This is a genomic window from Pseudonocardia sp. T1-2H (assembly GCF_038039215.1).
GTDB lineage: Bacteria > Actinomycetota > Actinomycetes > Mycobacteriales > Pseudonocardiaceae > Pseudonocardia.
Genome location: NZ_JBBPCL010000001.1, coordinates 5,165,937 through 5,186,355 on the forward strand (window position 1 = coordinate 5,165,937; position 20,419 = coordinate 5,186,355).

At 69.0% G+C, this 20,419-nt stretch carries 15 protein-coding genes and 5 pseudogenes; 10 read left to right on the forward strand and 10 right to left on the reverse strand.

Going from position 1 to position 20,419, the window contains the following annotated elements:
• Positions 1–163 precede the first annotated feature (163 nt).
• From WBK50_RS25485 to WBK50_RS25500, 4 genes and pseudogenes are all read left to right on the forward strand, one after another.
• Positions 164–358 (forward strand): annotated as a pseudogene (locus tag WBK50_RS25485) (GMC oxidoreductase); the annotation flags it as partial.
• Positions 359–452: 94 nt separating this feature from the next.
• On the forward strand, positions 453–1,604 hold the full coding sequence (locus WBK50_RS25490; protein ID WP_341338033.1) for a right-handed parallel beta-helix repeat-containing protein: 1,152 nt from the start codon (positions 453–455) through the stop codon (positions 1,602–1,604).
• 56 nt (positions 1,605–1,660) lie between these two features.
• Positions 1,661–2,011, forward strand: coding sequence for a hypothetical protein (locus tag WBK50_RS25495; protein WP_341338034.1), 351 nt, complete (start codon positions 1,661–1,663; stop codon positions 2,009–2,011).
• A 213-nt stretch (positions 2,012–2,224) separates the two neighbouring features.
• Positions 2,225–3,184, forward strand: coding sequence for a glycosyltransferase family 2 protein (locus tag WBK50_RS25500; protein WP_341338035.1), 960 nt, complete (start codon positions 2,225–2,227; stop codon positions 3,182–3,184).
• Positions 3,185–3,263: 79 nt separating this feature from the next.
• Here WBK50_RS25500 and WBK50_RS25505 read toward each other — a convergent pair whose 3' ends face one another.
• From WBK50_RS25505 to WBK50_RS35405, 3 genes and pseudogenes are all read right to left on the reverse strand, one after another.
• A complete protein-coding gene (locus WBK50_RS25505) occupies positions 3,264–4,229 on the reverse strand; it encodes a hypothetical protein (protein WP_341338036.1) in 966 nt (321 codons plus the stop codon).
• Positions 4,230–4,411: 182 nt separating this feature from the next.
• Positions 4,412–4,660 (reverse strand): annotated as a pseudogene (locus tag WBK50_RS25510) (transposase); the annotation flags it as partial.
• A 277-nt stretch (positions 4,661–4,937) separates the two neighbouring features.
• Positions 4,938–5,171, reverse strand: a pseudogene (locus WBK50_RS35405) (IS256 family transposase); the annotation flags it as partial.
• Positions 5,172–5,570: 399 nt separating this feature from the next.
• Here WBK50_RS35405 and WBK50_RS25520 point away from each other — a divergent pair.
• The 5 genes from WBK50_RS25520 to WBK50_RS25540 all read left to right on the forward strand — a co-directional run bounded on the left by WBK50_RS25520 (position 5,571) and on the right by WBK50_RS25540 (position 12,474).
• Positions 5,571–7,376 (forward strand): polysaccharide biosynthesis tyrosine autokinase, encoded by a 1,806-nt coding sequence (locus tag WBK50_RS25520; RefSeq protein ID WP_341338037.1) that lies wholly within the window; start codon positions 5,571–5,573, stop codon positions 7,374–7,376.
• Position 7,377: 1 nt separating this feature from the next.
• Complete coding sequence (locus WBK50_RS25525) at positions 7,378–8,973, forward strand: lipopolysaccharide biosynthesis protein (protein ID WP_341338038.1); 1,596 nt, start codon at positions 7,378–7,380, stop codon at positions 8,971–8,973.
• On the forward strand, positions 8,970–10,319 hold the full coding sequence (locus tag WBK50_RS25530; protein WP_341338039.1) for an O-antigen ligase family protein: 1,350 nt from the start codon (positions 8,970–8,972) through the stop codon (positions 10,317–10,319). Before WBK50_RS25525 ends, WBK50_RS25530 begins: the two co-directional genes overlap by 4 nt.
• Entirely contained in the window at positions 10,316–11,311 is a 996-nt protein-coding gene (locus WBK50_RS25535; protein ID WP_341338040.1) for a glycosyltransferase, read from the forward strand. The genes WBK50_RS25530 and WBK50_RS25535 overlap by 4 nt, the downstream gene beginning before the upstream one ends.
• A gap of 221 nt (positions 11,312–11,532) precedes the next feature.
• Complete coding sequence (locus WBK50_RS25540; protein ID WP_341338041.1) at positions 11,533–12,474, forward strand: polysaccharide deacetylase family protein; 942 nt, start codon at positions 11,533–11,535, stop codon at positions 12,472–12,474.
• Positions 12,475–12,571: 97 nt separating this feature from the next.
• Here the strand turns inward: WBK50_RS25540 and WBK50_RS25545 are convergent, their stop codons facing one another.
• The 6 genes and pseudogenes from WBK50_RS25545 to WBK50_RS25565 form a co-directional block, all read right to left on the reverse strand.
• Positions 12,572–13,231, reverse strand: coding sequence for a phosphatase PAP2 family protein (locus WBK50_RS25545; RefSeq protein WP_341338042.1), 660 nt, complete (start codon positions 13,229–13,231; stop codon positions 12,572–12,574).
• 83 nt (positions 13,232–13,314) lie between these two features.
• Positions 13,315–14,469, reverse strand: a complete 1,155-nt coding sequence (locus WBK50_RS25550) for a hypothetical protein (RefSeq protein ID WP_341338043.1) — start codon at positions 14,467–14,469, stop codon at positions 13,315–13,317.
• The gene (locus WBK50_RS25555; RefSeq protein ID WP_341338044.1) at positions 14,466–15,314 is read right to left on the reverse strand and encodes a WecB/TagA/CpsF family glycosyltransferase; all 849 of its coding nucleotides are present in this window, start codon (positions 15,312–15,314) and stop codon (positions 14,466–14,468) included. The genes WBK50_RS25550 and WBK50_RS25555 overlap by 4 nt, the downstream gene beginning before the upstream one ends.
• Entirely contained in the window at positions 15,301–16,038 is a 738-nt protein-coding gene (locus WBK50_RS25560) for an NAD-dependent epimerase/dehydratase family protein (protein WP_341338045.1), read from the reverse strand. Before WBK50_RS25560 ends, WBK50_RS25555 begins: the two co-directional genes overlap by 14 nt.
• Before the next feature lie 52 nt (positions 16,039–16,090).
• Positions 16,091–16,264, reverse strand: a pseudogene (locus WBK50_RS35410) (NAD-dependent epimerase/dehydratase family protein); the annotation flags it as partial.
• A 151-nt stretch (positions 16,265–16,415) separates the two neighbouring features.
• On the reverse strand, positions 16,416–17,972 hold the full coding sequence (locus WBK50_RS25565) for a sugar transferase (RefSeq protein WP_341339497.1): 1,557 nt from the start codon (positions 17,970–17,972) through the stop codon (positions 16,416–16,418).
• A gap of 42 nt (positions 17,973–18,014) precedes the next feature.
• Here WBK50_RS25565 and WBK50_RS25570 point away from each other — a divergent pair.
• Positions 18,015–18,128 (forward strand): annotated as a pseudogene (locus WBK50_RS25570) (IS5/IS1182 family transposase); the annotation flags it as partial.
• Positions 18,129–18,564: 436 nt separating this feature from the next.
• On the opposite strand, the gene WBK50_RS25575 reads toward WBK50_RS25570, so the two are convergent.
• Positions 18,565–19,887 (reverse strand): HNH endonuclease signature motif containing protein, encoded by a 1,323-nt coding sequence (locus WBK50_RS25575; protein WP_341338046.1) that lies wholly within the window; start codon positions 19,885–19,887, stop codon positions 18,565–18,567.
• Positions 19,888–20,419: the final 532 nt, after the last annotated feature.

A 20,419-nucleotide genomic window follows, 5' to 3' on the forward strand; every position in this document is an offset into this window, starting at 1 on the left:
CCCGGCGCCCGGGTCGACCGGCGCCCGGCCGGCTCGGGCCGCGCCTCGATCCGGGCGACGCAGGAGGCCATCGGCAAGGCGTCGCAGGGTCCGGGCTCGGCCATGTCGAGCTCGTGCTGGGTGACGAGCGCCCGCTGGCCCTGCTGGAGGCAACTTCCACCACCTCGGCGCTACACGGAGGCACACCGACCCAGACGTGGGGGTGGTCGACGCCGACTGCCGGGTGCACGGCGTCCGGAACCTCTACGTCGCGGGCAGCTCGGTGTTCCCGACCTACGGATGTTGCACCCCGACGCTCACCGTTGTGGAGCTGGCCCTCCGTTCGGCCGACCACCTCACGAAGCAGCTGGCCGGTTGAGCCGGCGCCGCCCCAGCGGGGCTCCGTGACAACGCAACCCCCCAGGCCCAAAAGAGACCTGCCGCGCCGGTGGGTCCTCGCCGCGGGGGCCCTGGTGCTCGGCCTGGTCGTCGCGGTCGCCCTCTTGGACCAGGCGCTCGGCCCGTCACCACGTCCACCGCAGGTGCCCGGCACGGCCCCGACGACGGAACCGCCGCTGCCCGCCTCGACATGCCTCAGCGAAGGCGGTGTGGGGATCGGCGCCGGGGACGACGCCCAGAGCGTGGTGAACCGGCACCGACCCGGCACCACGTACATCGTCAAGGCTGGTATCCACCTGCGGAACTTCAGCGTCCAGCCGAAGTCGGGTGACCGGTTCTGCGGTGAGCCGGGCGCCGTGCTGGACGGCGGACGGAGCCTCCCGTCGGCATTCTCGGGCGGGGCGAGCAACGTGACCCTGGACTCGATCACGGTGCGGGACTACGAGAGCGGCAGGCAAGGCGCAGCCATCCAGCCGGAGCCCGGTGCCAGCGGTTGGGTGGTCCGTAACGTGTCGGCCCTGCACAACTCCTGGGCAGGCCTTCTGGCCTCCGATGGCATGAAGATCCTCGGTGGCCACTACAACGACAACGACCAAATGGGGATCGGCGGCAACGCGACCACCGGGATCATCCTGGACGGCCTCGACGGCGATCCGGCCACCCTGGACGGGCCGGAGCTGGCCCACAATCACACGCTCCACGCCCCTTGCGACTTCGAGGGCGGGGGCATGAAGTGGGACGTCGGGCAGGTCACTGTCCGAAACGCTCATGTCCACGACAACGCCTGCAAGGGGCTCTGGGCCGACATCAACGCCCACGACGCGCTCATCGAAAACAACCTGGTCGAGGGAAACCGGGCGGAGGGGATCTTCTACGAAATCAGCCAGGGTGCTGTCATCCGCAACAATTGGGTCTACCGCAACGGATTTGGCGCCTCGAGTTGGTATTGGGGCGGCGGCATAACGGGGGCCTCCAGCTCAAACGTCGAGGTTTACGGCAATCGCCTGTCCGGCAACTACAACGGGATCACCGGGATCCAGCAGGACCGGCCCGACTCGACGCCGCCTCCCCACCTGCTTACCGGCTTCCACGTCCACGACAACTTGATCTGCGCCACGGGCGACGGGGGGTACCCCACCGGGGTGGCGGCCGACGACGGCACCGACCTCGCAGACCGAGGTATCAGTTTTACCGGCAACACCATCCAGCCGGCCGCTTGCGAGTAGAGAGGGTGGTAGACGCCCATGACCCGATTCGCCGTATCGGTGTTCGACCGCCACCGGTGACCAATCCTGCGCGCCGCGTTGCCGACTTGATCTGTGTCGCCATCAGCGCACCCGCCCAGGAGTTGCTGGCCTGTTGGTGCGCCCGCCTCGCGTTACCCGTCACCGCCGACAGCTACGAGCCCAGACGGCTGCGGCTGCACATCCTGGCCGTCCCCGGACGCATCGTGCACGCCGCCCGCCGGCGCCAGTTGCGTACCGACACCAACTGGCCCCGGGCCGAGATCATCACCACCACACACGCGTCTCGCAGCGCTCGCTGCCCCATGACCACCACACCACCGCCCGAGGACCAGGAACCTCGGAGCAGCGGCCGACCGCAGGGCCGGAAATCACCCCTGCCCACCTGAGAACAACGCGCCGGCGTGATCACCAGCGGCAACCAAGATCACAGTACGGACGTTACGAAAGATCGAGGCAAGCATGCCGAACGCCTTGTGACCTCGCCGGACGGCATGGTAGGAAGGCCCTTCTGCGACATTCCACCGTGCTCCGGATATCGTTGCCCTTTACACCGACACTTCGCCTTCCGGTCACCGAATCCCTTGTCTGGAGGTTTTGTCGTGGCGAGCGCTGTCCTTTCTATTACCATGCCCACCCGCAACCGTCCCGAATTGCTCGAACGAGCATTGCGCTCGCTCGTCACGGCGATGGCGCCGGTGGCGGAACACGTCGAGATCACTGTTTCGGACGGCTCGGACGACGACACCAGCGGGCACGTGGTGGAGCGTCTGCTCAAGGACTGGCCGGGCGGCCACCGCTACGTCCGGAACCGTCCGGCCCTGACGCTGGTCGAGAACATGAACCGCGCAGCGGAGCTGGCCACCGGCGAGTGGGTCCAACAGCTGGATGACGACGACCTCATGCTGCCCAGGTGCGGACAGCCCATGATCGACGGCCTCCGCCGCGCGGCACCCCAGGAGCAGGTCCTGGTGTTCGGGGCTCACATCGTAGATGCCGATGGCGTCACGCGGCGTAAGCAGATCTTCGAGCGGGAGCAGTACCTGTCGCCCAGAGAGGCGCTTCGGCGGCTACTACGCAACTCCTCCTTCGTGCGAGAACCGATGGTGGTCGTACGCAGGGCTGCGCTCGTCGAGGCGGGCCTGTTCGAGCTCGAGGTGGGCGACGCGGCCGACACCGACATGTGGGTCCGGCTGTTCTCCCGCCACGGCGTACGCTGCCTGCCCGTCACCACCTGCGCATACACGATCCACGAGGCTGCGGCCACCATGGGCATGTGGAACCCACGCACGATCGAGACGCTCGGCACCGTGTTCGACCGGGCCGTCGCTTCCGGCGTCGTCCCTGAGCGCGAGGTGCGGCGCTGGCAGGCAGACTTCATGCATCAGTTCATCCTGGCCGGTGCCTACCGCCGCCTGCGAGTGCGGCGGCGGACCGAGGCCAGGGACGTGCTGCAGCTGTTCCGTCTCCCGGCGGTCAGGGCGCTCGGCCCGTCGCCCAAGTGGCTGCCGGTCCGGCTCGCGTTCACGACCGCGGCCGCCATCCCGCTCTGGGCAGCCTAGCGGAGGTGTCCGCGACATCCGCGACGTGCAGGCCGGCCCCGGACCTCGTCGACGGCTGGGTCCTCCAGCGGGCTCACGGTCATGGCGGCCCGCGTCGCTCTGCCGCAGCAGCCAGGCGGTAAACGGCCTCGCGGAACCGATACTGGGCGGGTGGTGGGAGCGTGGCGACCAGCCGTCGCCCGAGCGGGAAGTTGTTCTTGAACAACGCACGCTCGAACCGGCTGTCCGGGGTCGTCGACGGCGGATGCCGCAGCGGGCGCTCGATCGGATGCGCGGGAACGGCACCCGCGCGACGCGACGGGCGCCTGGTATGGGTGGCCTCGCTGTCGAAACCGATGTTGGTGATGACGTTCCTGGCGGGCATCACCGACACCCCCCCGTTGATCAGAAGCGCCAGCGTCCACGCGAAGCCCCAGGAGTCGAGGCGGCCTTCATAGACACCGTCGAACTTCTGGCTGGTGATGCGGTACTCGCTGAGCGGCATCCTCGACCGGACCAGCGCACGCGCCTCCGGTTCCCCCCATCTGGTCATCGTCGGGTCGTACCGAGCCCACGCCCTCCGCCACGTCGCCCATCCCCAGATCGGAGCCGTCCGGCTGAAGAGGTAGCTGGCCTCGTTCCCGCCCCACGTCCCCAGCGGATTGTGCCCGCCGATCATCATCACCTCGGGGGTGTCGCGGTACCGCTCGAGCAGCTCGGCGCAGAAAGGGAAGAAGTCGACAGTGGGCAGACAGTCATCCTCGAGAATGATGCCGCTGTCCTCGTGGGCGAGGAACCAGTCGATCGCAGCGCCGACGCCACGCTTGCAGCCGAGATTGCCGGGCTGGTACAGCCGCTGCACCTCGCAGGGCCAGGTGACGTCGTCAAGCACCCGGCGCGTGCGCTCACAGCGATCAACATCTGAGGGGACGTCGGCACGAGGCCCGTCAGCGGCAAGGTACAGCCGCCGGGGGGCTGCAGCCCGAACAGCCTCGAACACACGCTGAGTCTTCTCCGGACGATTGAACGCGATCATCAGCAACGGGACGTCAGCGGCAGGACGCACGTGGAACGGACCTCCTTCTGCCACAAGGTCGCACAGTCGACATGCTAGTCAGCAGGCTTGGCGCTAGTAGACTCTTCGCCGCTTGGCGATCTGCGCCCCGCCTGAGCCTAATCGAACAAGCATTGGCTGGCCATGAGCCGGTCGGGGATTGTCAAGCAATGGTGCAACTGCTATTGGTGGGACTACTTGCGTTCGGCGGCGAGGCGGCCGTCGAAGGAGATCTCGAAGGCGTTGAGGGCCGGCTTCGAGCGCATCGTCCAGCGGCGTTGCTCGGTCCCGTGAGATCGAGGCTCATGATCGCCATGTAGACGCACTTCAGGGCGCCTGCTCGTTGCGGAGGTGCCCGCCGGCCTTGACCGCGCGCCAATCCGGGAGTTGACCGAGTCGATCGCGTTGGTCGAGCAGAGGACCTTGCGGATCTCGGCGTCGAAGTGTCTGTTACGAAGTCGGCGTGTCGGGGACTGCAAGAAGATCGACCTAAGTCCTGATCATGGAAGCAGCACCGATGACTGACATGACGGCCGCAGACTCGGCCACTGTGGATGCCTCTGACGTTGCGGATGAGACCCGGGCGAGAGCGGGTTGGACGCGATCGAGGAACAGTTGATCGACGGTTGGCCGACGAGCAATCGTCAATACTTGTGAATGAAGATCTTTTAGGCGGCTTCGGGTTGTAGGTGTTCGTCGGGCCGTTCGACGAGCTTGCCGGCCTCGAACAGACACGTAGACGTAGTCCACGTGCGACAGATCCCGCTGCGAGAAGGTGCGCTGCTCGGCTTTACAGGTCTCGGCCAGCTTCGTGATCACCGACGCCGACAACCCGGCCGAGCTGCGGCGGTCGTTCACCCGCGGTGCGACCACCTCGACCGCGCCGGCGCTGGTCAGGACCTCCCGAGGCTGGTGAGAGCCGTTGCGCACCCCCAGCCGGCGGCCGTGCTCGTCGCGCTCGGCCGAGGGCCACCGCCGTTTGATGATGCGTTGGAAAACCAGCACTCAACGCCTTCGAGATCGCCTTCGGCGGCGGCTTCACCGCCTGACGCATGTAACCCCTTCACCTGCAGTTACACCGCTCAATTGACGATCCGTCCCGCCCGCACGTGCACGACGATGAGCTGTGTGTTCCTCATTTCGCCTGGTCCATTCAGGTGGTTCGGCCTCGGGACGCTCACGCTCCGGCACCACTGGACGAGCAATGGGGGGAGTGCACGCAGGGCGGAGAGGGTCAGGGCATGAGCGTTGCCAGAACCGACGGAATCCGGCCGATACCGATCCGGTCACTCGTGGTCCGCTCCTCGCGCAGATCGTGGGAGCCGGGTTACGTCCGCGCGGTAATCGGGATCGATGCCATCACCTCCCTGGTCCCCGGGGTGCGAGTCCTTCAGACCGGGAGGGGGTTCGGTGGAAGGTAACCGCGAGTTCAGAGTGTCCGAGACACCATCGGGGCCGGACGGGAACAGCAATTGGGTCGGCGGACCAGGTCTCGTCAGGTCGCTGTGGCGATACCGGCTCGTCATCGTGGCCGTGGCAGCATTCGTCGCCGTCGCAGGGTTCGCCGCATCGTTTTTGCTTCCGGCCCAATACGAGGCGCAGGCCAGCCTGTACCTGCGCGATCCAGGCGGCGCCGAGGTCCTGACCCTGGACAAGTCCACCCCCCAGTCGGGCGACCACGCCGTCTTCATGGCCACACAGGCCGGGCTCGCCGGCTCAGACGAGGTGTACGGGCGGGCGCTGCAACTCCTCAATCTCAGCGGGACACCCGAGGACCTCAGGCGCTTCGTGGCGGTGGCGCCCTCAGCCGATCTCGCGTCCATCTCGATCCGTGCCACCTCGGGCGACCCCGTCGAGGCCGCGGACCTGGCCAACGCCGTCGGTACTGCCTACCAGCAGGTGTCCGGAGAGCGCATTGCCGCGGAGTCCGTTGCCGTGACCGAGCGACTGAGGCTGGTCAGGGCCCAACGGGAGGCCGAGTTCGACTCCCTCAGAGCGCAGGCCACGCAGGCGAGCGGTCCGGCGCAAGCCATCCTGGAGCAGAGGGGGTTGCACGTGGCCAATCTGATCGGCGCGTTGCAGGTCCACGAGGACAACGTCGCTGCCCAGACCGCGCTGTACGGATCGGGGGTCGAATCGTTCGAGCAGGCGGTTCCACCGGTTGCGTCGTCGCAGCCCACGCCACTGATGCTCGCCCTGGTAGGCGCGGCGATCGGGTTGATCGCGGCCGGTGGCTGGGCGTGGTGGGCGGCCGGGCGGAACCGCCGCGTCGAGGCGGAGGGCGATGCCGGGGCGGTCCTCGGGGTTCCGCTGCTCGGCGAGACGCCGCGGTTGGGCGTGAACCCGAGTGGGACAGGTGGACCATCGTCGACGCCGGACGAGTTGGATCCGGTCGCCGCGGAGGCCTACCACTTCGTACTGGCCTCGTTGGAGCATGCCCTCTCCAGGGTGGGCGGCAAGGTCGTCGCCGTGGCCAGCGCGGGGCCGGGCGACGGGAAGACCACGACCGTCCTCAACGTCGCGCTCGCGGCCAGGCGGGAAGGCTGCAGGGTGCTGCTGGTCGATGCCGACGAGCGCACGCGACGGCTGTCGAAGCTGAGTCGCGACAACGGACACTTCGACGTGATCGGCACGGGTCACGACGGCGACGAGTGCCCGGCGGTTGCCAGCAGTGGAACGGTGCTGCAGATCGGGCCGAGCGAGCGGAACGGGCACCACCCGGCCCTCTTCTTCCGGTCGCCGGCCTTCGGCAAGATGATCAGTTTCTCGGGTGAGCCGGCCGACCTCGTGCTGATCGACACCCCCGCGCTGCTCGGTGTGTCGGAGGCCGTCACGATCGCCGATCAGGCCGATGCCATTCTCCTGGTGGTCGACCGGGGCACCTCGTTGGCCGACCTGCGGCGCGCTCGCGAAAGACTCGGCTTCACCAACACCCCGCTGATCGGATACGTGCTAAACCGCGCGTCGCCGCGACGCGCTTACACGAGCAGCGGCAGCGCCGGTCGGGGCTCGCCCGCCGGGGGCCTGCTGCGCCACTGGGGCGGGAGACCGTCCTGGACGATGCCGGCAGTGATGGCGCGGCCCCGACCGTTCGGCCGCAGCCGGGCCGGTGCCGGCACCGCGGCGTCGCCGTCCGCGAACGGCGGCAGGTCGGCATGAGATGGCCGACCTAGAGCCGCCCGAGGCGGCCGGTCCGAGCGGGCGACGGACCAACCTGACGGCCCAGACCGCGTCGGGATTGAGTTGGTCGTACCTGGCCACAGCCACGCTGGTGGTCGCCAACCTGGTCTACACGGCCACCATCTCGCGGCTCCTCGAGCCGGCCGACTTCGGCCTGCTGGCCATGGCCAACCTGGTCGTGCTGTTCGCCCAGTACTTCGCGCGTATGGGACTGGCCTCGGCCGTGATCCAGAAGCCGGACCTGTCCGACGACGAGATCAGGGCCTCCTCCACCGCCGGCATCGCCATCGGGCTGATCTGCATGGCGGTGGTCTGGGTCCTCGCCCCGGCCGTAGGCGCCCTCTTCCATGCCCCGACGCTGCCGCCCATCCTGTGCGGCCTGTCGGTGTCGTTCGTGTTCATGGGCTGGTCGCAGACCGGCAACGGACTGCTCCGCCGCCAGCTGCGCTTCCGGGCACTGTCGCTGGTCGCGGTGGCCACTTACGTGTTCGCCTACCTCGTCGTCGGGGTCGGCCTGGCCCTATTCGGGGCGGGACTGTGGAGCCTGGTGGCCGCCTCGGTGACCGCCACCGCCGTGCAGTCGATCCTGCAGTACGCGCTCCTGCGCCACCCGGTCCGGCCCGTGCTGCGCTGGGAGCCGTACCGGGCGGTGTGCGGCTACGGGGCACGCCTCTCGGGCGCCTACCTCATGGACTACATCGGCGGCAACATCGACACCTTCACGGTCACCCGGATCGCCAGCACCGCGGTCGTCGGCCAGTACAGCCGGGCCTACTATCTGGTCTTCCAGCCGTTGGGCAACTACCTGGCCCAGGCACTGAGCACCGTGCTGTTCTCCCCTCTGAGCCGTATCCAGCAGGACCTGGTCCGCCTGCGCCGCGCCTTCCTCAGCGTCCTGTCGATCACCTGCGTCGTGCTCTTCCCGGTGTGCGCCGGTATGGCTGTCGCCGCCCAGGAGCTCGTTCTGGTCGTGCTCGGTACACAATGGACTTTGGTGCCGGGGCTGGTCCCCTGGTTCGCGATCGCCGGCGGCTGCCACGTCGCCTCCCAGTTGTCGCAGCTGCTGGCCGAGGCACGCGCCGAGCTGAACCGGTCCCTGGTCGTGCAGGTGACCTACCTGGTCGCCCTGGCCCTGCTGCTGCTGCTGGCGGCCGTGCCCTTCAGGGGCCACGGGGTGTGGGTGATCGGCGCCGCCGTGGCCGGCGCAGAGGTACTGCGCTATGTGTGCTACCTGCGTCTGACCCGGCGGGTCCTCAGACTGGCCCCCGGTGAGGTCTGGCGGGCCCACCTGCCGGCGGCGTTCGCCAGCGCCGGGGTCGCCCTGGCCGTCGCGGCCGTGCGGGCCCCCCTGACCGGCCATGCCCCCGCGATCCTGGTCCTGGCGACCGAAATGTGTGTCGGGATGCTCGCGCTGGCTTTGTGCATCAGGCTCTGCCCGCTGCCGGCCATCCGCCGCGAGCTGAGCCTCCGACTCGACGCGGCCGCCCTGCTGGGCGCGGCCGGCGGTGTGCGCTGGCGACTGGCCCGGCTGGTCCTCGGGGCGGAGGCGCCGGCGGCGAGAGGAGGCAACCCGTGACCGTCCTGGCCCTGCTGGGCGTTGTGCTCCTGGTCGCCGGGGCGGCCGGCCTGGTCCTGCTCGAGGTGCTCCTCAAGCGGGCCGACGTCGCGGCCGCAATGCTGTTCGCCACGATCCTGGTCCAGGCGCTCTTCGTGGACAAGGTACCGGCGCTGCAGCTGCCTGGCGAGACGCGCTTGTACGTCACCGACCTGGTCGCCGCCTCGATCATGGTCGCCGCCCTGGCTCGGGTCCTGCGCCTGAAGCGCTTCGACCGCTTCCAGCGCTGGCTGCTGCTCCTGGGCGTCGTGCTCGGCGTCTCGCTGCTGCGGGGGGCGGCCGCCTTCGGAATACATAGCGCGGTCAACGACGTCCGTCAGTACCTGTTCTTCTTCGGCGCCACCCTGTACTTCTCGACCTTCGCCCCGCTCCCGGGGCTATCGGCCCGGATCGGCCGCATCTGGCTGGTCATGACCGTGCCCATGATGCTGCTGGCAGGCTTGCGCTGGCTGCAGAATTTCGCCGGGCTCCACCTGGGCATTCCGGCCGCGAAGTGGGGCGCCGACGCCGCCATCAGGGTCCTCGACGGACCCTACGTCTTCTTCCTGTCCCAGGCCTTCGTACTCACTATCCCGGCCTGGCTGCGCGGGCAGCAGTCGCGCTGGCAGCGCGTGCTGAGCGTCGTGCTGCTGCTGATGGTGATCGCCCTCAACCGCCGTACAGCCTGGCTGGCGGTCCTAGTCGGGATCGCTGTGGTGATGCTGCGCGACCGGCGCCTGGGCCGCCGCGCGCTGACCCTGGTCGTGCTGGGCGGCGCGCTGGCGGTCGTGGGCTTCGTCGCCGTGGGCGGGCTCCAGGAGGGCGTTGAACAACCGGTGACCCAGGAGGACACCGGCAACCTCACCTGGCGCGTCCAGGGCTGGTCGGAGCTCGTCGGCGGCTGGGTCCACAACCCGGTGTCGTGGGTGCTCGGCGAGCCGTTCGGCAGTAGCTTCGCCCGCGAGATCGACGGTTCGAAGGTCACCTCGCACCCGCACGACTTCTACATCGAGACCATGATGCGGGCCGGTATCCCCGGCCTGATCGCCCTGCTGGTGCTGACCGTCGGGGTGATGCGGGCGCTGTGGCGGACGCCGACTCCCGCCCCCGGTCTGCTTGATGTCGGCATAATGCCAGCCTTGCTGGCCATGCAGGTGGTCTGGTATGTGACCTGGATCCCCGGCAGCGAGCAGGGCATTGTCACCGGCCTGGCCCTGGCCATGGCGGCCATGCCCCTGGCCGGCCGCCGGCCGGGCCTGATGCCGCCCCCGGCCCACGAGCTCGCCGGGCCATTTACCCTACCCGCCGACCGGAACGGCCGGTCATGACCGAGGCGACCAGCCCACCAGGGCACGCTGGCCGACCGCGGCCGCGGTCGATCAGCGTGGTGATCCCGGCCTACAACGCCGCCGCGACCCTGGGCGAGCAACTCGAGGCCCTGGCCGGGCAGGATTACGAGGGCGACTGGGAGGTCCTGGTCGTCGACAACGGCTCGAGCGACGCCACCGCCGACATCGCCCGCCGCTATGCTCAGCGCCTGCCGGCCTGCACGGTCGTCGAGGGCCGGCGGCGCGGACACGCCGCCCCCCGCAACGACGGGGCGTGGGCCGCACGGGGCGAGCTGCTCGCCTACTGCGACGCGGATGACGTCGTCGCTTCGGGCTGGCTCAGCGCGATGGCCGCGGCGGCTCAACACTACGACCTGGTCGGAGGATGGTTCGACGCCGAGCCCCTCAACGACGAGGCCACGCGCTCCTGGCACGGGGGGGCCTACCCGAGGGACGGGCTTAGGTCCTGGCTCCTGCCTTACTCGGGCGGTGGCAATCTCGCCATCTGGGCCGAGGTGCTGCGCGACCTGGGCGGCTGGTCGGGCAACTACGAGGCCGGTGCGGAAGACGTGGAGCTCTGCTGGCGGGCCCAGGTGGCCGGCTACCGCCTCGGCTTCGCCCCCGACGCCGTCGTCCGCGTCCGCTATCGGACCGGGCTGCGGCAGACCGCCCGCCAGGCCTGGGCGGTCGGCATCAACGCCGAGCGGCTCCTGCGTGATTTCGCCTTTCTGCGCGCCCTTGACCTGCCCGCCGAGGCGGCGGCGGTGCACGCGGTCGACGACGGCGGCGGCGCGCTCGGGCGCGCCCTGAGCCGCGGTATGTGGCTCGCAACCAGGCTGCACTACCTACTCGGCCCGCGCCACCGGCGCGGCCAGTGGATCTCGGTCGCCGCCGAGTACGCCGGGCGGCTGCGTGGCGCGCTCAGGTACCGGGTGGGGGACCGGCACCCCGGCGTGCCGGGTCGGGCCATGGACGGGAAGGGGGCGGGGTGAGCGACTGGCGGCTCCCTCTCGGCGACCGTGGCCGCCCTGCTCGTGCTGACCGTGGTCGTGCTGTGGCCAGTGCGCTCGGAGCCAGGCGGGCGCAGCCGGCCGAGCGCTCTGGGGCCAGGGTCGGCGCCGGCCAGGATCGCGCGAAGGCGAGACCAGCAGCCGTCGGCGAAGGCCAAGTGACGGCCCCGATCAGAACCTCCACGTCGCGGCCCGGGAGAACGATGATCCAGAGAATCACGAGTTGCGCGATGGTTACGCTCGTAGCTGTCATTGCCGCTTGCGCGCCCGCGCCTACCCTCAAGGCCGAGGCCACGGCGCTGTCCGGCGGGCAGCCGGTGATCGCGGTCACGGTCGACGACATTCCTGCCCATGGCGGGATGGCGCCGGGCGAGACGCGGCTCGACCTCAGCCGCCGCCTGGTCGCCGCGCTCAAAGCGGAGAGCGTTCCCGCTCACGGCTTCGTCAACGGCTCGCCTGCCCAGGTGAACCCGGACGCCATGGCCGCGCTCGAATATTGGGCCGACGCGTTTCCGGTCGGCAATCACACCTGGACGCACGCCAATCCCAACGAGCTCACCGCCGAAGCCTATGGCGAGGAGATCGCACGCAACGAGCCGTTGCTCGAAAAGATTTCGCGCGGCGACTGGCACTGGTTCCGCTACCCGTTTCTCGCCGAGGGCGACGACCCAGCCAAAAGGTTCGCAATCCGCCAATATCTCGCCTCTCACGGCTACAGGATCGCGGGCGCCACGATGGAATTCGACGATTGGAAGTATAATGACGCCTATACGCGCTGCGCCGCCAAGGGTGATCAGACCGAAATCGCGAAGCTCGAGGAGGATTGGCTCGACGCCGTCCGCTACAGTGCGGAGATGTCGCGGAAAATAGCCAAGGCGATCTACGGTGGCGACATCCCTTACGTGCTAGTCGCCCACATCGGCTCGTTCGATGCACGCATGTTCCCGCGCACGCTCGCCCTCTATCGTGAGATGGGCTTCCGCTTTGTCAGTCTGGAGGAGGCGCAGAACCATCCTGCCTATGCCGGCGATAATGATCCCGCGGCGCCGCCCGGACCAAATTTCTACGCGACGAGGCAGGTCGGCGGTATGCCTTTACCGGCTGAGCGTGTGCCGAAGATTGACCTTGCTGGCCTCTGCGTCTGAGACGGTCTCCGGACCGGGAAGGGGATTCGCGCGGAGGGGCGTTCGTCGTGGCCGGCCGGGGAGCGCCACGTCGTCCCGCAAGGGCGCGATCGAGCCGTTATGAGTAGCCTGACCGGCACCCAGCAGTGATCGCCAGCGCCACCCAGCAGGTCACGGCGAGGCCGAGGGCGGCGCCGCCGACGACGTCGGTCACGTAGTGGACAGTCTGCACCAGACGTGCCGCGGCGATGACGACGACGAGCGAGCCCGCCAGCCAGGCGACGCGCACTCTCGTCCTCCGTGGTGCCAGCGTGGCCCTGAGCACCAGCACAGCGGTCACAGCCGCCGCGGTCGCGACGGCGACATGGCCCGACGGGTACAGCAGGTCCGCGCCCTCCGGTCGCTGGCGGTGGACGACCTGCTTGAGCAACAGCTCGATGACGAGGGCGCCGGGAGCAGCGACGAGGGCGAGCACCACCGCGTCCCACCGCTTGGCACACCAGGCCAGCGCGGCGCCCACCAGCACGGCCAGCACCACTAATGGCCCGACCGCGTGTGCGATCGCCGTCGCGATGCCGTCGCCCTGGACCCTGACGGCCTCCTGCCAGCGCATCATCTCCGCGTCCACCGCATTCGGCCAGCGGGTGTGCCAGACGAGGGCGGCCAGGAGCGCGACCACAAACGAGGTGGCGACGCCGGCGACCAGGGCCAACGGCGGGCTGAGCGCCAACGACCATCCGTGCGGCGTGCCCCTGCGGCGCTCAGCGGGCGGCATCATGCCACCATTGCCCCGCGGACGGCGCCCGTCAGCAGCCATGCCGGGCCCGCCCGGTCGTCGAGTGCCAACTGCACGTCGAACTCTCAGGCTCTGTCCACTGCTTGTGATGTCCTCAGGGGTGCCGAGACTCGTTCCAACCAGATCTCCCTCCAGTACGGGTAGATGCCGCGCGGGCAGCTTCGGTGATAGTCAGAAGTGCAGGTGACGTCGGCCAGGACGATGCAGGGCGTCTTCATCGTCAGCATCTGACCGGACAGCTCGTCGATGATGTGGTCCACCCGACGTAGCACCTGCGCCGTCCGGCCGCAGTATTTGAGCATTTCGGCGTCGAACGACAGTCCGCGGTTGCAGTTGTCGGGTTTGAGGGTCGCGCTGATCTGTTCGAGGGACTTGACCCTGACCCACTCGCCCGGCTGAAGGTCGAGCTTCTCGGCGGGACTGTTGTCCGCCGTGCCGTGGATGAAGGGGTAGCGCCGACCATCCCGGACCCGGAATCTCTCGGGCAGCTTGCGACGCGTCAGGTCCTGCACGAGGTTGAAGGCCCCGATCGCGATGCCCCGCAGGACCTGACCCGCGGGAGCATTGCCGGTCCTGACGTCCTGCACGTACTGCCGTACATCCCAGAACGGGATCCCGCCGGGCGCTGCGCGGGTCAGCTCGGTGGCCTGACACGAGTACACGGGCGGGTCCGACGCGGCCGCGGCGTCCCGCGGGCGACAGGCGCCCAAGGCCACCTCGGTGAGCCGCTCCCGGGTGCACCCGGACCGCCCGGCCACATGCGGCGCTGTCGGACGAGCGTTCGTGCCGGACTGCCGCTGCACCGGCGACTCAGGCGTCGACTCTTCCGGCACGGTCAGCCGCTGCGCGGTCGGCTGCGCCGCACGCCCGTTCTGGCTCGGCCCGGAGATGCGGGTGAGCCAGGCGGTCTTCCAGAAGACCAGGCAGCCCGCCTGGCAGCCGCCGTGTGCCTGACCGTCACAGCGAACACCCGCCAGATGCACCGTGTCCGTCATCCGCCGCAGGCCCGTCCAGGTCACCGTGTCGCACGTCTTGAACGCGATCTTGTCCACGACGAAGCGCCGACCGCAGAACTGCAGCATCTCCGGCATGAACGGCAGGGCGTCGAGCTCACCCCGCTCATCGAGCCCGGCGAGGATCTCCTGTGCCGGTTTCACCTCGACGACGTCGCCGATCGCCAAGGCCGGCTTGGCGGCTGTTTGTTGAGCCGTCACGCTCATTGCGGTACTCCCGGTGTGATGCCGGACCCGACCGTGTCGGACGATCCGGGCGTGGTCTGGGCCAGTCGCGGCGGGCGGGCCAGGACGTTCAGCACGAAGGCCGGGTTGTTCCGGAGGTAGCGACGCCACAGTCGCCGCGGTTCCCGGCTCAGCCGGTAGGTCCATTCCAGTCCGCTGCGTTGCATCCACCGTGGAGCCTGAGGGACGGTGCCTGCGTGCAGGTCGAAGGCGGCGCCGACTCCGAACAGGGCGTTGGCCCGCAGCCTCCCCACGTGCTCCGCCATCCAGCGCTCCTGCTTCGGTGTGCTCAGGCCGACCCACACCAGCTGGGCACCGGAGTCGTTGATGACCTGGACGATGTTCGCATCTTCCTGCGGGGTGAGCGGCCGGAACGGCGGCGTCGAGGTGCCGGCGACCTGCAGCCCTGGGAACAAGGTGGTGAGCCGGTCCGCGAGCAGCTCCGCGGTCGCGGGACCGCCACCGTAGAAAAAGGACGACCAGCCGCGTTCGACCGCCCGGGCGAGGATCGCCAGCATCAGGTCCGGACCGTAGACGCGGCTGACCTCGCGCTGGCCGGCCCACCGGGCGGACCACACCATCGGCATGCCGTCCGGGGTGGTCAGGCCCGACCCATTGTGGATCCGCAGCAGCTGCGGGTCCCGCTGGCATTCCATCACGCCGTGCACGCCGGTGACGCACACGTATTTGTGCTCGCCGCGGCCGACCCAGTCCGTCACCTCCTCGACCGCGGAGTCGAGCGTCAAGCAGCTGACCCTCACCCCGAGCACGTCGACCCGCGGTGGACCGTCCGTCGGTGCCGGGTCGGAGTGATCAGGCGTGGTCATCGCTGGTCAGCCTCTTCTCGATCCACCGGTAGGTGGGGCCGAGCCCGTCGCGCAGGGACGTCGTCGGCTCCCACCCGAGGACCTTGCGCAGCAGCGAGTTGTCGGAGTTGCGTCCCCGTACCCCCTGCGGACCCGGGATTCGCTCCAGGCCGATGTCCCGCTTGCCGGCCACCTCGGTGACGACGTGCGCCAACTCCTTGATGGACACCATCTCGTCGGTGCCGAGGTTGAGAGGCTTGGCGTAGTCCGACTGCATGATTCGGTAGATGCCCTCGACGCAATCGTCGATGTAGCAGAACGACCGCGTCTGCTCCCCGTCGCCCCAGATCTCGATGCTGCCGCCGTCCTCGGCGAGCGCGACCTTCCGGCAGATCGCCGCCGGAGCCTTTTCCCGGCCGCCGTCATAGGTACCGAACGGCCCGTAGATGTTGTGGAACCGAACGATACGGGTCTGCAGCGGGTGCTCGTCGGCGTAATAGGAGCAGAGCAGCTCGGTGAACAGCTTCTCCCACCCGTAGGCATCCTGGGGCTGGGCCGGGTAGGCGTCGCTCTCCTTCAGCGGCACCACGTCGGTCTCGGTCTGCCGGTACTCGGGATAGATGCAGGCCGACGAGCTGTACAGGTACCGCTGCACGCCGTTGATCCGCGCGGCGTCGAGCGTGTGCAGGTTGATGAGAGAGTTGTTGCGCAGGATGTCCGCGTGGTGCGTGGAGATGTACCCCATCCCCCATGTCCGCGGCGAGCGCATACACCTGGTCCACCGCGCGCGTGGCCTGCAGCGCAGAGTCCCACCGGCGCAGGTCCAGCAGCTCGAACTCGTCGGCGTCCACCTCGGTGTACTCCGGGTACTTCAGATCGACCCCCCGGACCCAGTACCCCTTCTTCTTCAGGCAGGTGACGAGGTGATGTCCGATGAAGCCCCCCGCTCCCGTGACACACACTCGCTTCATCGCAGCCGTCCTTTCGTTGAAGGTGCCGTGCTCATCGAAGTTCTGGTCACTGGCCGGCGACGCGCGCCGGCCGCTGGAGCTGAGGTGCTTCGCCCCGTCCCAGCCTCCGGGCGAACCGTGTCGCGTGGTCAGTGCGTCGAAGGTCGGGGCGTCAGTAAGCGCCGTGGCTCTTCAGGACCGCGAAAATGGTCTTCCAGATGATCAGAGCGTCGAGAGCGAGTGACCACTGCTCGACGTAGCGCAGATCGAGACGAACCGACTCCTCCCAGTCGAGGTCGGAACGACCGCTGATCTGCCACAGACCGGTCAGGCCCGGCTTCACGAACAACCGTCGTCGTGCCTCGCCGTCGTAGGGCCGATCGGTGACCGGCAGCGGACGCGGGCCGACCAGCGACATCTGACCTCGCAGCACGTTGACCAACTGAGGCAGCTCGTCGAGCGACGTGCGACGCAGCCAACGCCCCAGCCCGGTGACCCGAGGATCGACGGGCACCTTGAACAGCTCCCCGGTCGCGTGCCGGTTCAGCTCCTGGAGACCGGGCCGCAGCATCTCGGCGTCGCGGACCATCGTGCGGAACTTCCACATCGTGAACTCACGCCCCTGCCACCCGGTCCGGGTCTGCCGGAAGATCGCCGGCCCGGGGCTGCTGAGCCGGATGGCCAGCGCGATCGCCACCAGCAGCGGCGCGAGAACAATCAGCGCGGTCAGCGCCACCAGCCGGTCGAGGAGCGCCTTCGCCACGCGGCGGCCACCCGCCAACTGTGGCTCGTCGACGTGCAACAACGGCAACCCGCAGACCGGCCGGATGGCGATCCGGGGACCGGCGACGTCGATCAACGCTGGGGCCACAAGCAGGTCGATCCCCGACTTGGCCAGACTCCAGGACAGCATTCGTAGGGCGCGACCGTCCATCTCCGGGCAGGGCAGCACGGCCACAGCGTCCGCGGAGGTCACCCGCAGCGCGAAGTCGACGTCCTCCAAGCCGCCCAGCACCGGCACACCCAGCGTCGTCAGGTCCGTGGAACCTTCCCCGCCGGGAACACACGCCCCCACGATCCGCATCCCGTGATGGGTGTCGCCGCGCATCTGTCGGGCCAGTTCAGCACCCGTTCGCCCGTGGCCCACCAGGAGGACGTCGCTCATGAAGAACCCCCGGCGACGCCTGCGGTGCACCCACTTGCGGACCAGGTAGCGTCCCAGCAGCGTCAGGGCCGCCGCCATCGGCAGAGCGACGAGGACGTAGCCACGCGCAATCTGCGCTTTCGTCGCCCAGGAGGCTGTGGCAACGGTTGCGATCACGACGACCGCGGCCGCGAGGACGCGACGGAACTCCTCGAATCCGACCGACAGGAAACGGGCCTCATAGGCACGAGCGGCCGTCATCGCCGCCAGCCACACCAGCGGAAGACCCGCGCTGAGCGCTATATATTCCCACCGCGGATCCTGCGCCGAGGGCTCACCGAAACGGACATCGTAGGCAGTCACCCCGGCCACCAGGGAGGCGATGGCATCGATCCCGATCACCGCGCGGACGTAACCCCGCTCCCACGATCTGCGCGAGGAGCGGACCACGACTGGCTGGATCGGTATCGGCCGGATTCCGTCGGATCTGGCAACACTCACGCCCTGACCCCCTCTACCCCGCGTGCACTCACCCCATTGCTCGTCCTGTGGCGCCGGAGCGTGAGCGTCCCGAGGCCCAACCACCTGAATAGACCAGTCGAAATCAAGAATGCACAGATCATCGTTGTGAGCGTGCAGGTCATCGGCGACCCGATCGGGCGGCTGGTGTGGATCTCGCCCCCGCCGCCGGGTGCCCGCCACGATATGGGCGCGGCCCGCGAGCACGGCATCATCGACGCCCGGTAACCAGAAGGACGCCAACGCCGCCCACGCCCGCCGCCACGGACTGGGCGAGCGGGTCAACGCCGAGCTGAAGAACTCCAGACCTCGTGACCGCCAATTCTTGATCAGGTCGGCAAAGGCTCACTGACGGTCCATGCCCAGCAGCGTCTCCTAAGAGTAACCGCGAAGTACCCGAGGCCGATGAAGTCTTCGACGTTGTTGACGACGCCATTGCCGAACATGGTGCCCCCGAAGACGTAGAACTCTCGATGCGGTATTCAGTGCCGTTGGCGACGAACACACTGCCGAGCAGCCGTAGATCGTGCAGCCGTTCACTCCGAGAAGGCCCATTCTGCGGGGGCCTCGAGAGGCCCGACGGGACGAGGCGGTGATCCGGAGGGCCGCCCGGTCCAAAGGCCTGCTCGACACGGATCTGCCCATGCACAGGTGCGGTTCAATCGAGTACGAGCTCCACCACTCGAGGTGGTGGTCGTTCCCGCGTCAGGAGCGCCGCGCCGACCAGGTCCGGTCGGTGGATCATGTTCCGGCGTGGTCCGCCCGGTATCCAGTACGGCGGCTCGAACACCGGGAACCCGCCGGCCATCGTGATCGTCCAGCCCTGTTTGTGGACCAGCCGGTGGTGGCGGCCGCACAGGAGTACCAGGTTGCCGACCTCGGTGGCTCCTCCGTCCGCCCAGTGGGTCACGTGGTGCGCATCGCACCACTGCGGAGGCGCATCGCAGCCCGGGAAGGCGCACCCGCCGTCACGCTGGGCCAGTGCCCGGCGCATCGCGCGGGTGGCCAGGCGCTTCTCGCGGCCCACGGCCAGCGGTTCACCGGTGGTGTCGCAGAGGACCACGGGCACGAGCACCGGGTCGCACGCCCAGCGCCGCGCGTCCTCCGCCGACACGATCCCCTGCCGCGTCCCCTGGCCGAACCCGATCAGGCCGGCACCGCTTCCGGACTGCAGGACCTGCAGCGGCACGGTGACCGTGACCTGCGGCCGGATCCCGCCCTCGACCCCGAGCGCGCCTTGGGTCATCGCCCGCCGGGCGAGTTCGACGAGCCCGTCCCCGGTCCGTTCGGCCGTGGATCGCTGGTCCCGTTCGGCGACCTCGCAGTCCTGCGAGCAGCCTTCGGACTCGCAGGTGGGTCTGGTCGGCCTGGTCAGCGGGGAGAGCGCCGTGCGGACGATCGCGGCAGATTCCTGGTCGAACCAGCCCTTGGCCTCGAATCCGTCGCCTCGCGGGCGGAACGTGAGCCGGGTGCGCGTCGGCGCGCCGTCCCGCGGGCGCGGTCCGTCCGGGTCCAGGAGCGCGAGCGCGTTCTTGCCCAGCTTCGCGACGGCGTCCGGATCCAGGGTGCGCGAGAAGTCGACCAGGTCGGCCTCGAGCGCCGGCCGGTGCGCCTCCAGGTGCGGCGGCAGCGATGTCAGCGTCCGTTGGATGACGGCGACGTGCTCGACGGAGATGGCCGCTTCCTGAAGCGCGGCGGCGACGGCGGACAGCTCGGCCGGTACGGCCTCGCCCAGCAACGTTCGCGTGGACGCGGTGGCAACGGCGGCCCGGCTCCGGAACCTCGCTGCGGACGGCGACACGTTCTGGGTGGCGACCAGCAGATCCGCCGTGTCCCGGAAACCCCTCGCCTCCGCGATCCCGCGGGACTCGAGTTCCGCGACGATCTCGAACATCTCCGCGAACATCGCGTTGATCGACCGCTGAGCAGCACCGGCCGCGAGGAGGAGCTCCTCGGGAGTGGAGTGCCAGTGATCGGTCACCAGTCCATGGTATCGAACATCTGTTCGAGTTGAACCTTCCTGAGCCGGGCGGGCAACAGGAGGCGACGAGCGGCTGTGATCATCGGTAGTGTCGGCAGCGGGAACAGGCCCCGTCCGAGCGTGCGGCCGAGCCAGGACAGGGTGACGTCGCGGTGCGCCGGGTGGGCGAGCCGGGCACCGTGGCCGGCCGGACGCCTTCGCTGCTCGCCAGGTCGGCGACGCGCCGGAGCGTCGCGGCGAATCGCTGGTCGACGGGCGTGAGCCCCTGCCTGCGGATTCCGCGACTCGTCGAGCAGCGCGTTGTGCAGCGAGCTTCCGACGAAGAGGGCGAGACCACGAGGTCGCCGGCCCGACACCCCGTCCCGCCCATCCCGTCCCCGGTGTCGGCAGGGCTTCCCGGTGCTCGCCCCTCACGTGTGGACAGACCGATGTGGAGCGACGGCGCGGTCACAACGCCGACGCCACCATCCGTCGAGCGCGAGGCCTACGTGGACGACGACAGCGTGGCCGAAACCGCCTGTGCCGCGCCCAC

Bases quoted from the DNA above. Each gene is read 5' to 3' on its own strand.
- WBK50_RS25520 (WP_341338037.1), top strand. From the start codon at position 5,571: ATGCCATCACCTCCCTGGTCCCCGGGGTGCGAGTCCTTCAGACCGGGA.
- WBK50_RS25525 (WP_341338038.1), top strand. From the start codon at position 7,378: ATGGCCGACCTAGAGCCGCCCGAGGCGGCCGGTCCGAGCGGGCGACGG.
- WBK50_RS25535 (WP_341338040.1), top strand. From the start codon at position 10,316: ATGACCGAGGCGACCAGCCCACCAGGGCACGCTGGCCGACCGCGGCCG.
- WBK50_RS25540 (WP_341338041.1), top strand. From the start codon at position 11,533: ATGATCCAGAGAATCACGAGTTGCGCGATGGTTACGCTCGTAGCTGTC.
- WBK50_RS25545 (WP_341338042.1), bottom strand. From the start codon at position 13,231: ATGATGCCGCCCGCTGAGCGCCGCAGGGGCACGCCGCACGGATGGTCG.
- WBK50_RS25550 (WP_341338043.1), bottom strand. From the start codon at position 14,469: ATGAGCGTGACGGCTCAACAAACAGCCGCCAAGCCGGCCTTGGCGATC.
- WBK50_RS25555 (WP_341338044.1), bottom strand. From the start codon at position 15,314: ATGACCACGCCTGATCACTCCGACCCGGCACCGACGGACGGTCCACCG.
- WBK50_RS25560 (WP_341338045.1), bottom strand. From the start codon at position 16,038: ATGGGGTACATCTCCACGCACCACGCGGACATCCTGCGCAACAACTCT.